Here is a 14,821-nt window from a genome sequence, read left to right on the forward strand (position 1 = left end):
TGCTCTTGCCGGTCCGTTTGTGCAAGTCATGATAGGCGCACGGCGGTCGCCGGACGGGCTTTCAGGAAAGCCTCGAAGGCGGCGTTTCCGTCGGTCGGCAGGGTCCAGTCCTCGAGCGACATCAGCGGGCCCATGGCCGCGGTCAGGTCGTCAGGAGAGACCTCGCCCGGCGGATCGAACTGGACGCCGGGACCCTCGATCCGCACGGCGCGGCGGACCTTGCCGGCGCCCGCCACCAGGGTCTCGCCGTTCAGCGGGCAGGCCGCGGTCATCAGCCAGCTGACCACCGGGGCGACGTACTCGGGCGGCATGGCCCGGCCGACCTCGTCGGTGACATAGGCCTCGGTCATGCCGGTCAGGGCGTAGGGGGCGACGGCGTTGGCGTGCACGCCCCTGGAGGCGCCTTCCAGGGCGATGACCCGCATCAGGCCGATCAGCGCCGCCTTGGACGAGGAATAGGCGGCCATGCCGTGCACCCCGTGCAGGCCGGCCGCGGAGGTGGTGATGACGATCCGCCCCGCGCCCTGGTCGCGCATGTGGCGGTAGATCGGCAGGGTGGCGCTGACCGTGCCGAAGAAGTTGATGTCGAAGACGGCCCGCAGCTCGGCCAGGGTCTGTTTGTGCAGGCTCCTGGCTTCGGGAGCGCCGGCGTTGTTCACCAGCCCGTCGATGCGGCCGAAGGCGGTGAGAGCGGCCTCCAGCAGGCGGTCGCCGGCGTCGTCCTGTTCGACGCCGAGCGCGCAGGCGACGGCTTCGCCGCCGGCGGCCCGGATTCGCTCGACCACGGCCTCGGCCGAGGCCGGCTGGCCCGACGGGCGGGGCCGGGTGTTGACCACCACCTTGGCCCCGCGGGACGCCAGATCCAGCGCATAGGCCAGGCCCAGGCCGCGCCCGGCGCCCGTGACCACGATGACCCGGTCCTTCAACGACCGCTGTTCCATCCGCCCCTCCATGCTTGCGTAAAAAGACTTGCAAACTTGGTCCGTTGGCGCAAGTTACTATTCCTGTCGAGCTTTCGATCAACGAGAGCCGCTGCCCTGGGGAGGGAAACGCCAATGAAGTTCGTTCACGCCACAACCGCCTCCGTCGCCGCCCTGATGCTGGGGGCCGCGCTCGCCGCGCCCGCCGCCGCGCAGGAGGCGCCGCCGCAGGACGCCGCCACCCTCGACGAGGTGATCGTCACGGCGCAGCGCCGCGAGCAGAGCCTGCAGGACGTGCCGATCGCCATCACCGCCTTCAACGCCGAGACGCTGGAGCGCACGGCGGCGACAGGCATCCAGGACATCGCGGCCAAGGCGCCGGGCGTGACCCTGACCCAGTTCAACATCGGCGAGCCGCAGCTCTACATCCGCGGCGTCGGGTCCTCGAGCGACTCGGCGGCCAGCGATCCCTCGATCGGCGTCTCCATCGACGAGGTGTCGATCGGCCGGTCGGGCGCCAGCGCCCTGGCCTTCCTCGACATCGAGCGGGTCGAGGTCCTGCGCGGGCCGCAGGGGACGCTGTACGGCCGTAACGCCTCGGGTGGGGCGCTGAACATCTACACCCGCAAGCCGGTCTTCCAGAACACCGGCAGCCTGACCGCCCGGATCGGCAGCTTCGACGAGTACGGGCTCGAAGGGGTGGTGAACCGCCAGCTGGACGACGAGACCGCGATCCGCTTCGCCGCCCGCTACAACACCAACGACGGCTATGCCGAGAACGTCCCGACCGGCCAGGGGCTGGAGGGCGGAACCTCCTGGGGCGCGCGTGTGTCGGTGCTGAAGGAGGCGGGCGAATGGAGCCTCCTGCTGAGCGGCGACTATTCGAAGGACGACATGGACGGGCACGCCCGCATCCCGGTCACGACCTCGGCCACCGCGCCGGCCTTCGTCACCCTGATCAATACCCTGCGGACAGGTCTGGACCGGCGGCAGAGCTTCTCGTCGCCGGACAACTATCAGGACCGCACCAATTTCGGCGTGACGGCGCGGGTCGAGCATTCCGGCCAGGCGTTCGACTTCGTCTCCCTGACCTCGTTCCGGGACAACGACTACAGCTGGCGGGACAATCTGGGCGGCCTGCCGTTCCCGGCCTTCCCGCTGGAGGTGGACGACCGGGCCTCGGAGAAGGCGCGCCAGTTCAGCCAGGAGTTCCGGCTGGCGTCCAAGCCGGGATCCGACGTCAACTGGGTCGCCGGCGCCTATGTGTTCCAGGAAGACATCCTGCGGAGCGAGCGCTTCATCGTGAACACGGCGCTGCCCATCGCGCCGCCGTCGTTCGGCGGCGACACCACCTTCATCCAGGACGCGACCAACCGCAGCTTCGCCGTCTTCGGCCAGGCCAACATCCCGTTCGCGGACATCTGGGAACTGACGCTGGGCGCCCGGTGGACGCATGACAAGCGCGAGATCCACCAGATCGCGATCGACAACGAGGGCGGCGCCAATCCGCCTCCGGGCATTCCGCTGGGGCCGGGCGGCGCGCCGTACAACGTGACCGGCGACGAGAGCTTCAGCGAGCCGAGCTGGAAGATCGCCCTGGCGGTCGAGCCGGTCAACAACGTGCGCCTCTACGCCAGCTATGACCGGGGCTACAAGGCGGGGGCCTTCCCGTCGACGGCCCAGTCCGGCGCCCAGGCGCTGACGCCGCTCGCGTCGGAACTGCTCGACAACTACGAGATCGGGGTGAAGTCGACCCTGATGGGCCGGCTGCGCTTCAACGCGGCGGCGTTCAAGCTCGAGTACACCGACCTGCAGGTCTATGAGCTGCTGGGACTGGCGCTGGTCACCTCCAACGCCCAGGCCGAGGTGGACGGGTTCGAGATCGAGACCGCCCTGGCGATCACCAACAACCTGACCATCGGCGGCTCGTACACCAGCCTGGATGCGAAGTTCACGTCGAACGCCGCGTCGGGCGCGCTGGTCCTGCCCTACAACGGCAACACCCTGCCGCGGTCGCCGGACAGCCAGTACACCCTGTACATCGACAGCGAATGGGATGTGGCCGGCGGCGTGCTGGCGGCGCGGGCCGACTATCAGTGGACCGACGCCTTCTACTTCGATCCGTCGAACAACCCCGAAGTCCTGTCGCCGGAGCACGAGCTGGTCAGCGCCTTCCTGTCGTGGGAGTCGCCGTCGGGCCTGAAGATTTCGGCCTACGGCAAGAACCTGACGGACACCGAGTACCAGACCCACATCATCAAGAACGTGGGCGTGGGCTTCAGCGTCTTCGGGGCGCCGCGCTCGTTCGGCGTGGCCCTGAGCCAGAGCTTCTAGGGAAGAGGCTGGGCGGCGCCGGGGGTTCCCGGCGCCGCCTCGACTTCCCAGCGGATGTTGCGCGGGTCCAGCAGGCGGCCCGTCGCCAGGTCGCAGACGACCGGATGGATCGCCTCGCCGGTGCGGGTGTCGACCAGTTTCAGCGGCGGCCCGTCGGGGCAGAGCCAGCGCTCGCTCCAGCCGTGCATGGCCATGATCATCGGGAACAGGTCCAGCCCGGCCTGGGTCAGCCGGTACTCGAAGCGCGGCGGCGCCTTCTGGTAGAGCTTCTTTTCAAGCACCCCGTGCAGGACCATGCGGTTCAAGCGGTCGGCCAGGATGTTGGTAGCCACGCCCAGCGCCTCGTGGATCTCGTCGAAGCGGCGCATGCGGAAGAAGGCGGCGGCCAGCACCGCCCAGCTCCAGTAATCGCCCATGATGTCGGTCGAGCGGTCGATGATCGCCCGGTCCGTCTCCATCGGCTGGGTCCGGCGCCGGCGCGACGTCGGGGGCGCGATCGGGACCAGCCCCTCGCCCACCTCGCCGCGGACGAAGTGCGGATCGACCGGCTGACCGCCTTCATGATTGAAGATGGCCGGGGTCACCGGCTCGCCGGTGTGGCGGTCGTAGAAGGCGAGGGCGTAGCGCTCCTGCAGGGGCGAGCGCGCCCACTTCCGTTCCCACTGGCCCTGCATGACGGCGGTGCCGAACATGTCGAGCCCCATTTCCGTCAGCCGGTACTCCAGGCGCGTCGGCGACTCCTTCGCCGGGCGCTGCTCGAACAGGCCGGCGGCGACGAGTCGGTTGAGCCGGTCGGTCAGGACGCTGCGCGGCATGCCGAGCCGGTCGCGCCACTGCGAGAACCGCCGCGCGCCGTAGAAGGCCTCGCGCAGGATCAGTTGCGTCCAGGCGTCGCCCGTCACCGCGAATGCGCGGGCGACGGGGTTCCCCATGATCAGATCGCGTGTGGAAATCTGGTCCACGAGCCCTCGTTTCAATCCTGCTTCGGACCCTGTCTAGCACTCCGGACACTGAATCGCAGGTCCGGTGACGCAAGGGCGTGATCAGGGCGATAAATCCTGTTTTGCAAGTCAGTCCGGAACGCTAGGATGAAGGCCGATCCGGAATACCGGACGTGTATGGGAGAGTGGCGTGCTGGATCTGGTCGAGGACTTCCATCGGGCGCCGTGCCGGCCCATCCGCTTCGGCGACGTGGGGCTGGAGATCGAGCGCCGGGACGACGGAACCCTGATCCTGTCGGCCCGCGCGCCGCTGGCGCCGTATGAGCGGAATCTGCTGCGCCGGTTCTGGTCGCACGGCGAGACGCAGGCGCAGAAGACCTGGATCGCCGAGCGGGACGGCGAGGGCTGGCGGCGGCTCTCCTACGGCCAGGCGCGAACCGACGTTTCGGCCGTGGCGACCTGGCTGAAGGCGCAGGGCGTTGCGCCTGGCCGCTCGATCCTGGTCCTGTCCGGCAACACCCTGGCCCATGCCTTGTGGATGTTCGGGGCCATGGCCGCGGGCGTGCCGATCTGTTCGGTCAGCACCAACTATTCCCTGCTGAGCGCCGACTTCGAGCGGCTGCGGCATGTGGTCGATCTGGTGAAGCCGGCGGTGATCTTCGCCGAGACCGCCGACTATGCGCGCGCCGCCGAGGCCATCGCGCCGGACGATGCGATCATCGTCACCGGCGCCCCCGACGCCTTCGCGGGCGAAGCGGTCGATATGGCCGAGGTGCTGTGGGCGCCGGACGTGGCGGGCGTCGGCCGCGCGGTCGAGGCGCTGGATCCGACGGCGCCCGCCCGCTACCTGCTGACCTCCGGCTCGACCGGGCGGCCCAAGGCGGTGATCCACACCCAGGCCATGATGACCGGCAATACGGCCAGCGGGGCGCAGGCCATGGGCGACGCCTTCGACTGGGGCGGGGTCATGCTGGACTGGCTGCCGTGGAGCCATATCGCCGGCTCGTCCCTGCTGACCAACATCACCTGGCTGGGCGGGACGCTGCACATCGACGACGGCCGTCCGACGCCAGCGCAGTTCGCGGCGACGCTGAGGAACCTGCGCGAGGTCCCGGTGCGCTTCTACGGCACCATGCCTTCGGGCTACGCCATGCTGGCCGATGCGCTGGAGGCGGACGAGGCGCTGCGCCGGACCTTCTTCAGCGAGCTGAGGGTCATGCTGTTCGGCGGGGCGGGGCTGCCCCAGCCCCTGCACGACCGGCTGCAGCGGCTGGCGGTCGCCACGACGGGGCAGCGGTTCATGTTCGTGTCCGGCTACGGCTCGACCGAGACCGGCTCCGCGATCAGCTACACCTGGTGGGAGAGCACCCGCGTCGGCATCGGCCTGCCGGTGCCGGGGGCGTCGCTGAAGCTGGTGCCGGCCGACGGCGCCTATGAGGTGCGGGTCAAGGCGCCCAGCGTGACGCCCGGCTATTTCGGCGACGACGACCGGACGCGCGAGGTCTTCGACGAGGACGGCTTCCTGCGCATGGACGACATGGCCGACTTCCACGACCGGGACGACCCCGAGCTGGGCCTGTTCTTCGCCGGGCGGCGGGTGGAGCAGTTCAAGCTGGCCAACGGCACCTTCGTGGCGGCGGGCCGGCTGCGCAGCGACCTGCTGGAGGCCCTGCCGGGCGTGTTCCGTGACGTGGTGATCTGCGGCGAGGGGCAGACGGCGTTGAAGGTCCTGGCCTGGGCCGATCCGGAGGGCGTGCGCCGGCTGGGAGATGCAGCCGCCGTGCGCGCCGCCGTGGCCGAGGGCCTGCGCCGCTACAACGCGACCCACACCGGCCAAAGCGAGCGGCTGGCCGGCCTGCTGTTCCTCGACACGCCGCCGGACGTGGAAGGCCACGAGGTCTCGGACAAGGGGTCGATCAATCGCAACATGGTCCTGCGCAACCGCGCCGGGGATGTGGCGCGGCTGTATGCCGACGATGCCGAGGTGATCGTTCCCTAACGCGCGCGTTGCGCCTGTTCCCACGCCAGCCGCGCCAGTTCGGGGAACTCGTCCGCGCGCTTGCGGGCCTTGGGCGAGACGGCGTTGCCGCGGATCACCCGACCCCGGATGCCGTGGATGATGGCGGCGAAGCGGAACATGTTGAAGGCCACGAAGACATCAAGATCGGGCAGGGCGCTGCGCCCCGTCCGCCGGGCGTAGGCCTCGACGTAGTCCGCTTCTTCCGGGATTCCCAGGGCCTGGAGGTCGCGTCCGGCCAGACCGCCCAGATGCGGCGGCATGCGGTACATCATCAGGTGATAGGCGAAGTCGGCCAGCGGATGGCCGAGCGTCGACAGCTCCCAGTCGATGACCGCCGCCACCTCGGGCCGGTCGGGCCGCAGGATCAGGTTGTCGATGCGGAAGTCGCCGTGGATGACCGAGGTCTCGTCGGACAGGTCCCGTTCGGCCAGCCAGTCGATCAGGGCGTCCATGTTCGGGTCGCGCCCGGCGTCCACGTCCTCGCGGTACTGGCGGGTCCACAGCGCCGTCTGCCGCGCCACGAACCCGCCGCGCCGGCCGTAGTCGCCCAGACCCAGGGCGTCGATGTCGAGGGCATGCAGGCCGGCCCGGGTGGCGTTCATGGCGTCGAACGTCGCGGCGCGTTCCTGCGGGGAGGCGATGTCCGTGGTGGGGTCCCAGACGATCCGGCCCTCGACATGGTCCATCAGATAGAAGGCCGTGCCCAGCACCTCGGGGTCCTCGCAGACGCCGAGGATGCGCGGCACGGGGAAGTCGGCCTGGCCCAGCGCGCCCATGACCCGCGCCTCGCGCAGCACGTCGTGGGCGCCCTTGAGCAGGGGGCCGGGCGGCTTGCGGCGCAGAACGAAGCTGCGGTCGCCCGCCTGGACGCGATAGGTGGGGTTGGACTGGCCGCCCGAGAACTGGCTGATCCGCAGGGTGCCGGAGGGCAGGTCCAGCCGCGCCCGCATCCATGCTTCCAGCGCCGCCGCGTCCAATTCAAACCCGGCGCGCACGCCGCCGTCAGCACTTACAGGGCCGTCGCTCACAGGGACTGGCCGTCGTCGATGATGAAGACCCCGCCGGTGATCGGGGCGGCCTCGTCCGAGCCCAGCAGGATCAGGGTCGGATCCAGTCCGTCGCCCGGCATCAGCCGACGGCGCGGGAAGCCCCGGATCTGTTTCTCGCCGCCGGGGCTGGAGAACCAGTCCGAGTTCATTTCGGTCTCCAGATAGCCGGGGCAGACCGAGTTGACGTTGATTCCCTCGCGCGCCCATTCGCGGGCCAGCGACTTGCCCAGGGAGACGACGGCCGCCTTGGAGGCGCAATAGCCGCTGAGGCCGGGAAGCTGCTGTTGCGCGCCGATGGAGGCGATCAGCACGATGCGGCCGCGACCGGCCCCGGCCGCGCCGTTGGCCTTCATCGCCCGGGCCGCCTCGCGGGCGGTCAGGAAGGCGCCGCGCACATTGACGGCGAACATCTGGTCGAACTCGGCGACGAGGGCGTCCAGCGCCAGTCCCGGCAGCCCGATCCCGGCGTTGGCGTAGGCGGTGTGCAGCGGGCCGAGGGCGGCCTCCGCCGCAGCGATTCCGGCAATCACCGAGGCCTCGTCGGCGACGTCCATGGCCACGGCGAAGGCGTCCCCGCCTTCGGCCCGGATGGCGTCAACCACGGCGGCGAGGCGGTCGGTGCGGCGGGCGGCGACGGTGACCCTGGCCCCCTCGCGCGCGGCGACCCGGGCCAGGTGTTCGCCGATGCCGGACGAGGCGCCGGTGATCAGGACGTGGCGGTCGGAAAGGCGACCCGAGGGGTGGGCGTCAGCGGGCATGACGCAGCCTCGCCGAGCGATCCACAGTGGCGACGGAGGCGGGCGAGGTCCCCGCCCCCAGGCCCTCCAGCCCGCCGGCCTCCAGCTCGTCAATGGCGGTGCGCAGGTCCCGAAGGCGCGCCTCGGCGGCGGCGATCTCCGACGACAGGAAGCGGGTGACGATCTGTTCGCCCGAGGCTGCCGTCAGGGCGGCGTCGATGTCGGGCGTCGGCATGCCCAGGCGGCGCAGCCGGGCGATCAGCGCCGCCCGGCGCCGCTGCTCCGAATCGTAGCACCGCGCGCCGGAGGGGCGGCGTCCGGCGGTCAGCAGGCCGATGTCCTCATAGTGCCGCAGCGCCCGAAGGGTCGTTCCTGTCCGCGCCGCCAGTTCCCGAATGCTGATCGCCGGGCTCGCCGCCGCGGTTCTGGCGGGTCTCGGGGGCAGGGGCACGACCGTCATGGCTCTTTCTCCGTCACTTGCGTAACCGAACCTGCAATGATCAGTCCGGATTTGCAAGCCACATGGGCGCGCGCCTGTCACCCTCTGTGGAAGGTCGGGCGGTCGAAGGCGAACGCCCGCGGGCGGTCACTCCGCCTGGGCGGGCTTCAGCAGGAAGTGCGGCAGGAGGCCGGCGATGACCCGGCGGCTCGAGTCTTCGTCCTGATCCAGCATATCGCGCAGGGGCGGGCCGATCAGGGCTTCGCCGAAGGCGCTGAGCGCGATGAACAGGACGGCACCCGAGATGCGGGCGTGGGCCTGTCCGTCGGGATCGCCGAGCTTCTCCTGGATGGCGTGCACCAGGCCGGTCACCGCGTCCCGGACGGGCTCCAGCTGGGAAAGGTCGCCCTTCAGAACGATCCAGGCCGCCAGCTTGCCCGCGCCGCCCTCCGCGAAGGCGTCGAACACGGCGTTGACCAGCTCCAGCGGCGCGCCCTCGTCGGTGCGCAGGCGCACGATGGCGGTGTCGAGCGCCTGGGCGAGGTCCGCGACCATCGAGCCCATCAGCGCCGACTGCAGGCCGGCGGCCGAGCCGAAATGGTGGATCAGGTTGGTGTGCGTCACTCCGATGTCGTCCGCCACGGCCTTGAGCGTGACCGCATCCGGCCCGCCCGAAAGCAGGCGCGCGCGCGCACACATGATCGCCTCTAGGCGCGCTTCTTCAGGCGTGCGGCGGCGGCGGCGTGGAGATGGTATTGACATCTATGTAAGTTACATCCATGTAGATAAGCGGCTTGGTTAAGCCCAGCATGCGGAGAGAGCAAGTGACTGCCGAATCAATGGTTGGGGAAATGGCGTTCGATCGCAACGTGAGCCCCCCGACGCGGCTGAAGCCCCGCCGTGTCCAACCGGTCCGCGCCTGGCGCGCCCTGCGCCGGCTGATCGCGGACAAGGAAGACACCACCCAGGTCTTCGAGATCATGAACGCCCTGGCGGGCGGCTCGGTCCGCCGCGGCTACCAGCAGATGCTGGACCAGGCCGACGGCGGACGCCAGGCCTTCCTGATGACGGAGCTGGCCGACCGGTTGCAGGACAAGGACTGGCTGCGCGCCTTCCCGGAAGGCAGCGTTGGACGGGCCTATCTGGCGTTCATCGAGGAGCGCAATTTTTCCGCCTACGGACTGGCCGACGAGAGCCGCAAGGTGGCCGACACCGATATCGAGGCGGCCCACCCCCACGCCTGGTACGCGCGGCGTCTGCGCGACGTGCACGACATCTGGCATGTGCTGACCGGATACCGGACCGACGCCCTGGGCGAAGCCTGCGTGGTGGCGTTCTCGCTGCCGCAGACCCGCAGCCCCGGCTTCGGCGTGATCGCGGCGGGCGTGGCGGTGGAGTTCGTGAGGGCCAAGACCGGCTATCCCTGCGCCCGCGCCATTCTGCAGGCCTGGGTCCGCGGACGCCGGGCGGCCTGGTTGCCGGGCCTGGATTACGAGGCCCTGTTCGCCGAACCGCTGGACAGCGCCCGCGCGCGGCTGAACCTGACCGCGCCGACCGTGTATGAGCGCGTGCCGGTCGAGGCCCGCAACGCCTACGGGAGGATGGGGTGATCCGGGCGGCCGTCGTCGGCGTTCTGATACTGGTTGGAGCGACGTCGCCGGCGGTCTCGCAGGAGGCTTCGATCCTCGGGCGCTGGCGTACGCCCGCCGAGGGCGGGGTGGTTGAAATCCAGCGCTGCGGCGCGACCCTGTGCGGACGGCTGGTCGACGCCGCGCCGCTGCGGCGCGATCCGAACCAGAGGGACGTCCGCAATCGCGACGCCGCGCTTCGGGACCGGCCCCTGCGGGGACTGGCGGTGCTGCAGAACCTCACCGGCGGCCCGACCGAGTGGCGGGCCGGCCCGCTGTACGACCCGAACAGCGGGCAGAGCGCCGCGACCGGCACGGTGACCCTGGTCGGCGACTCCCTGGCCGTGCGGGGGTGTATCGCGCGCCTGCTGTGCCGCACCCAGACGTGGCGCAGGGTCCGGTGACGCTGGAGCTCCTGGAAACGACGACCGTCGCCGGGGACGCCGCCGCCGACACCCTGTGGAGGGGCCGGTTCTGGACGGCGGCCTATCGGCCCGGCGTGCCCGCCTGCATCGAGGACGACCTGGCGCGCTGGTCAAGCGTCCATCAGCTGTTCGAGGCGGATTCGCGCCGTTTCGCCGACCGCGTCGGGTTCGTCAGCCTGGGGGCGGAGGTGACCTACGGCCGCGCCCTGGCGGACGCGAAGGCCTTCGCGGGCTGGCTGCAGTCGGTGGGCGTGGAGCCCGGCGACCGGGTCGCCCTGATGATGCCGAACTGCCTTCAGTATCCGGTGGCCCTGTTCGGGGTTCTGTTCGCCGGGGGCGTGGTGGTCAATGTGAACCCGCTCTACACGGCCCGGGAGCTGAGGCATCAGCTGGCCGACAGCGGGGCTGTGGTCCTGGTGGCCATGGACCTGTTCGCCGCGACGCTGGAAGAGGGGGTGCGCGACACCGCCGTCTGTCAGGTCCTGCTGACCGGCATGGGCGACATGATGCCGGCGCCCAGGCGCTGGGCGGTGAACGCCATGACGGCGCGCGCGCCGGGCCGGAAGACGACCGGCGTGCTGAAGGCCGAGCGCTGGGGACGGGCGATGGCGCAGGGACGGCGGACGGGGTTCCGGCCGGTCGAGCGCCGCCCGGACGACCTGGCCTTCCTGCAATATACCGGGGGCACGTCAGGCGTCGCCAAGGGCGCGATGCTGAGCCACCGCAACGTCCTGGCCAATGTGCTGCAGGGGCGGGCGTGGGTGATGAGCCAGATCCCGCCGGAGCAGGCGGTGGGCAACGTCACCATGCTGCCGCTCTACCATATCTTCTCCCTGACGGCGAACCTGCTGATGTTCGTCGGGGTCGGCGGCCGCAACATCCTGATCGCCAATCCGCGCGACGCCAAAGGGGTGGAATGGGTGCTGCGCAAGGAGCGGTTCACCGGAATGGCCGGGCTGAACACCCTGTTCGCCGGCCTGCTGAGCACGCCGGGCTTCCGCACCCGGGACTTCTCCGACCTGAAGCTGACCATCGCCGGCGGCATGGCGACCCAGCGCGTGATCGCCGAGGCGTGGCAGACGGCCACCGGGGCGCCGCTGATCGAGGGCTACGGCCTGACGGAATGCTCGCCGGTGGTGTGCATCGGCTATGTCGACCTGGACCAGCCCGGGAGCATGGGGTTCGACGGGACCGTCGGCCTGCCCGTGCCCTCGACCGAGGTGCGGATGCGCCGGGAAGACGGCGGCTGGTGCGGCCTGGAGGAGCCGGGCGAACTGTGCGTGCGCGGGCCGCAGGTCATGCGGGGCTACTGGAACCGACCGGAGGAGACGGCGAAGGTGCTGTCGCCGGACGGATGGCTGGGCACCGGCGACATCGGCGTGATGCAGGCCGACGGCCGGGTCCGCCTGGTCGACCGGATCAAGGACATGATCCTGGTGTCGGGCTTCAACGTCTATCCGAGCGAGATCGAGGACGTCGTGGCCGCCCACCCGATGGTCGAGGAGGTCGCCGCGATCGGCGTGCCGGACGCCGTCCAGGGCGAGCGGGTCAAGATCATCGTCGTGCCGCGCTCCGACGCCCTGACGCAGGAGGCCCTGATCGCCCACTGCCGGGAGCACCTGACCGGCTACAAGGTCCCCCGGCTGGTCGAGTTCCGCAGCGAGCCCCTGCCCAAATCGGCGGTCGGCAAGGTGCTGCGGCGCGAACTACGCGGCTGAGGCGGCCCGCCGCCGGGTGATCCACAGTCCGAACAGCGCCGCGACCGGGAACATCAGCACCCCGTAGACCGCGGCCGGCAGCGACATGTCCGGCCGCCCCAGCACCGCCTGGGCGACGACGATGGCGAGGGTGGCGTTGTGAATGCCGACCTCGAAGGCGCTGGCGACGGCCTGCGGCTGTTCGATCCGCAGCAGGCGGGGCACGACGTAGCCGACCGCCAGGCTGAGACCGCAGAAGGCGACCGAGATCCCGCCCAGCAGGGCGAAGTTGGACGCCAGCAGGTCGAAGCTGCTCACCGACGCCCCGATGATCACCAGGACCAGAATCGCCACCGAGGCGATCCGCACGGGCTTGTCCATGGCCTTGGCGAAGGCCGGCTTCAGCGCCCGCACGGTCATGCCCAGCGCCACCGGCGCCAGGACGATCAGGAAGACCTCCAGCGTCTTCTTGAACTGCAGGCCGACGGACAGGTCGCCGGGCTGGAAGAAGGCGATGGCCAGGTTGGTGATGACCGGCAGGGTCACCACGGCGATGACGGAGTTGATCGCCGTCAGCGAGATGTTCAGCGCCACGTCGCCCCGGAACAGGTGGCTGTAGAGGTTCGCCGTCGTTCCGCCGGGCGAGGCCGCCAGCAGCATCATCCCCACCGCCAGGATCGGCGGCAGGCGGAACAGCAGCACCAGGGCGAAGCAGAGCGCGGGCAGCAGCAGCAGCTGGCAGGCGAGAGCGACGCCGGCCGCCTTGGGCTGTCTGGCGACGCGGGCGAAGTCGGCGGGCGTGAGGTCCAGCCCCAGGCCGAACATGATCACCCCGAGGGCCAGGGGCAGTGCGACGGCGGCGAATTCCATTCAGGGATCCCTCAGACGATAGCGGCCATGGCCCGGCCCGCGGCCCGACCGGAGAAGATGCAGCCCCCCAGGAAGGAGCCCTCCAGAGCGTTGTAGCCATGCAGGCCGCCGCCGCCAAAGCCGGCCGCTTCGCCGGCGGCGTAGAGGCCTTCAAAGACGGCGCCGTCCGGGCGCAGGACCCGGCTGTCGAGGTCGGTCTGCAGGCCGCCCAGGCTCTTGCGCGTCAGGACATGCAGCCTGACCCCGATCAGGGGGCCGGCGGCAGGGTCGAGGATCCTGTGCGGCTTGGCGACCCGCGCCAGACGATCGCCGGGATAGCGGCGCGCGTTGTGGATGCCCTGGATCTGGACGTCCTTGGCGTAGGGGTTGGCCATCTGGGCGTCGCGGGCCTCAATCTGGCGGCGCACCAAGTCGGGGTCCAGCAGCGGCGTCGGCGTCAGCGCATTCATGCGCGCGACCAGGGTTTCGAGGTCGTCCGCGATCACGAAGTCGGCGCCCCGGGTCTTGAAGGCCTCGACCTCGGGCGACGCGCCCTTGCCGAGGCGGGTCTTCAGCACGCGCAGCCAGCTGCCCGAGGTGATGTCGCCGTTCTGTTCGGAGCCCGAGAGGGCGAACTCCTTCTCGATGATCTTCTGGGTGAGGATGAACCAGGAATGGTCGTGCCCGGTCAGGTCGGGCGTGGTGCGCAGATGACGCAGCGTCGAGACGGTGTCGTAGCCGGGCAGGGCGGGGAAGGGCAGGCGCCGTCCCAGCGCATCCAGCCAGATCGACGACGGCCCGGGCAGGATCCGGATGGCGTGCCGGGGCCAGACCGGGTTCCAGTTCCGGACGCCCTCGACGTAGTGCCACATGCGGTCCCGGTTCACGAGGCGGGCGCCGGCCTGTTCGGCGATATCGAGCAGCCGCCCGTCGACATAGGCCGGCACGCCGGTGAGCATCTCGCGCGGCGGGGACCCGAGCCGGTCGGGCCAGAAGCGCCGCACCCGATCATGGTCTCCGCCGATGCCGCCGGTGGCGATCAGCACGACAGGCGCGCGCAGGGCGAAGGCCTCGACCTCTGTCCGGTTTGACGGCGCGCCCCGCGGCGCATCGTCCGGCTCAAGCCGCGCGCCCGAGACCCCGGTGACGCGTCCCGCCTCCACGATCAGCGCATCGACGCGGCAGCGATGGTGGAAGGTCAGAAGGCCGCGCTTCGCCGCCTTGAGCGCGCGCCGGGCGAAGGGTTCGGACACGCCGGTGCCGGTGCCCCAGGCCACGTGGAACCGCGGGACGGAATTGCCGTGGCCGTCCGCCCGGCCGTCGCCCCGCTCGGCCCAGCCGACCATGGGGGTCAGCCGGATGCCATGGCGGCGTAGCCAGTCGCGCTTTTCGCCCGCCGCGAACTCGACATAGGCGCGGCCCCAGCGCGCGGCCCATTCGTCTTCGGCGAGAGGGCCGTCCAGCCGGTCCCATTGGGCGCTGCCCCGCCAGTCCGACCAGGCCAGGTCGACGCTGTCGCGGACGCCCAGCCGCCGCTGCTCGGGACTGTCGACCAGGAACAGGCCGCCGAAGGACCAGTAGGCCTGACCGCCCAGGTTGGCGGGGTTCTCCTGATCCACCACGGCCACGCGGCGGCCCGCCTGGACCAGTTCGTTGGCCGCGACCAGGCCGGCCAGGCCCGCGCCCACGATGATGGCGTCATAGTTCATCCGATCCTCCCCCGTCGGTAGACCATCGCCAAGATTTACATTGATGTAAATAGTATGTGGGAAGTTGCCGTAA

General features: G+C 70.4%; 13 protein-coding genes. 5 read left to right on the forward strand and 8 right to left on the reverse strand.

Going from position 1 to position 14,821, the window contains the following annotated elements; genetic code table 11:
• Positions 1 to 26 precede the first annotated feature (26 nt).
• Complete coding sequence (locus AC07NB_RS12645) at positions 27 to 941, reverse strand: SDR family NAD(P)-dependent oxidoreductase (protein ID WP_494571436.1); 915 nt, start codon at positions 939 to 941, stop codon at positions 27 to 29.
• Between the two features lie 114 nt (positions 942 to 1,055).
• Between AC07NB_RS12645 and AC07NB_RS12650 the strand changes: the two genes are divergently transcribed.
• On the forward strand, positions 1,056 to 3,254 hold the full coding sequence (locus tag AC07NB_RS12650; protein WP_494571435.1) for a TonB-dependent receptor: 2,199 nt from the start codon (positions 1,056 to 1,058) through the stop codon (positions 3,252 to 3,254).
• Here the strand turns inward: AC07NB_RS12650 and AC07NB_RS12655 are convergent.
• Positions 3,251 to 4,186 (reverse strand): winged helix-turn-helix transcriptional regulator, encoded by a 936-nt coding sequence (locus AC07NB_RS12655; protein WP_492312587.1) that lies wholly within the window; start codon positions 4,184 to 4,186, stop codon positions 3,251 to 3,253. The genes AC07NB_RS12650 and AC07NB_RS12655 overlap by 4 nt on opposite strands.
• 199 nt (positions 4,187 to 4,385) lie before the next feature.
• On the opposite strand from AC07NB_RS12655, the gene AC07NB_RS12660 reads away from it, so the two are divergent.
• A complete protein-coding gene (locus AC07NB_RS12660) occupies positions 4,386 to 6,194 on the forward strand; it encodes an AMP-binding protein (protein WP_492312588.1) in 1,809 nt (602 codons plus the stop codon).
• Here AC07NB_RS12660 and AC07NB_RS12665 read toward each other — a convergent pair.
• The 4 genes from AC07NB_RS12665 to AC07NB_RS12680 form a co-directional block, all read right to left on the reverse strand.
• Positions 6,191 to 7,210 (reverse strand): phosphotransferase family protein, encoded by a 1,020-nt coding sequence (locus AC07NB_RS12665; protein WP_494571434.1) that lies wholly within the window; start codon positions 7,208 to 7,210, stop codon positions 6,191 to 6,193. The two genes, AC07NB_RS12660 and AC07NB_RS12665, sit on opposite strands and share 4 nt — an antisense overlap.
• A gap of 29 nt (positions 7,211 to 7,239) precedes the next feature.
• Entirely contained in the window at positions 7,240 to 8,022 is a 783-nt protein-coding gene (locus tag AC07NB_RS12670; RefSeq protein WP_494571433.1) for an SDR family NAD(P)-dependent oxidoreductase, read from the reverse strand.
• Entirely contained in the window at positions 8,012 to 8,461 is a 450-nt protein-coding gene (locus AC07NB_RS12675) for a MerR family transcriptional regulator (protein WP_494571432.1), read from the reverse strand. The genes AC07NB_RS12670 and AC07NB_RS12675 overlap by 11 nt, the downstream gene beginning before the upstream one ends.
• 126 nt (positions 8,462 to 8,587) lie before the next feature.
• Complete coding sequence (locus AC07NB_RS12680) at positions 8,588 to 9,202, reverse strand: TetR/AcrR family transcriptional regulator (RefSeq protein WP_291833437.1); 615 nt, start codon at positions 9,200 to 9,202, stop codon at positions 8,588 to 8,590.
• 107 nt (positions 9,203 to 9,309) lie between these two features.
• Between AC07NB_RS12680 and AC07NB_RS12685 the strand changes: the two genes are divergently transcribed.
• The 3 genes from AC07NB_RS12685 to AC07NB_RS12695 are packed head-to-tail and all read left to right on the forward strand — an operon-like array spanning position 9,310 to position 12,211.
• Positions 9,310 to 10,050, forward strand: a complete 741-nt coding sequence (locus tag AC07NB_RS12685; protein WP_291833440.1) for a Coq4 family protein — start codon at positions 9,310 to 9,312, stop codon at positions 10,048 to 10,050.
• Entirely contained in the window at positions 10,047 to 10,472 is a 426-nt protein-coding gene (locus AC07NB_RS12690) for a DUF2147 domain-containing protein (protein ID WP_494571431.1), read from the forward strand. The genes AC07NB_RS12685 and AC07NB_RS12690 overlap by 4 nt, the downstream gene beginning before the upstream one ends.
• Positions 10,469 to 12,211: an AMP-binding protein gene (locus tag AC07NB_RS12695; RefSeq protein WP_494571430.1), complete on the forward strand. Its 1,743-nt coding sequence runs from the start codon at positions 10,469 to 10,471 to the stop codon at positions 12,209 to 12,211. The genes AC07NB_RS12690 and AC07NB_RS12695 overlap by 4 nt, the downstream gene beginning before the upstream one ends.
• Here the strand turns inward: AC07NB_RS12695 and AC07NB_RS12700 are convergent.
• Together AC07NB_RS12700 and AC07NB_RS12705 are read right to left on the reverse strand one after the other, a co-directional pair.
• Complete coding sequence (locus AC07NB_RS12700; protein ID WP_494571429.1) at positions 12,200 to 13,060, reverse strand: bile acid:sodium symporter family protein; 861 nt, start codon at positions 13,058 to 13,060, stop codon at positions 12,200 to 12,202. The genes AC07NB_RS12695 and AC07NB_RS12700 overlap by 12 nt on opposite strands.
• Positions 13,061 to 13,071: 11 nt before the next feature.
• Complete coding sequence (locus AC07NB_RS12705) at positions 13,072 to 14,748, reverse strand: FAD-binding dehydrogenase (protein WP_494571428.1); 1,677 nt, start codon at positions 14,746 to 14,748, stop codon at positions 13,072 to 13,074.
• Positions 14,749 to 14,821: the final 73 nt, after the last annotated feature.

It is taken from the genome of Brevundimonas sp. GW821-FHT09G01 (genome assembly GCF_059416065.1).

What these genes read in the sequence shown, in the direction of transcription:
- AC07NB_RS12645 (WP_494571436.1), bottom strand. Translation starts at nt 941, where the DNA reads ATGGAACAGCGGTCGTTGAAGGACCGGGTCATCGTGGTCACGGGCGCC.
- AC07NB_RS12705 (WP_494571428.1), bottom strand. Translation starts at nt 14,748, where the DNA reads ATGAACTATGACGCCATCATCGTGGGCGCGGGCCTGGCCGGCCTGGTC.
- AC07NB_RS12650 (WP_494571435.1), top strand. Translation starts at nt 1,056, where the DNA reads ATGAAGTTCGTTCACGCCACAACCGCCTCCGTCGCCGCCCTGATGCTG.
- AC07NB_RS12655 (WP_492312587.1), bottom strand. Translation starts at nt 4,186, where the DNA reads ATGGGGAACCCCGTCGCCCGCGCATTCGCGGTGACGGGCGACGCCTGG.
- AC07NB_RS12675 (WP_494571432.1), bottom strand. Translation starts at nt 8,461, where the DNA reads ATGACGGTCGTGCCCCTGCCCCCGAGACCCGCCAGAACCGCGGCGGCG.
- AC07NB_RS12670 (WP_494571433.1), bottom strand. Translation starts at nt 8,022, where the DNA reads ATGCCCGCTGACGCCCACCCCTCGGGTCGCCTTTCCGACCGCCACGTC.
- AC07NB_RS12680 (WP_291833437.1), bottom strand. Translation starts at nt 9,202, where the DNA reads ATGTCAATACCATCTCCACGCCGCCGCCGCCGCACGCCTGAAGAAGCG.
- AC07NB_RS12700 (WP_494571429.1), bottom strand. Translation starts at nt 13,060, where the DNA reads ATGGAATTCGCCGCCGTCGCACTGCCCCTGGCCCTCGGGGTGATCATG.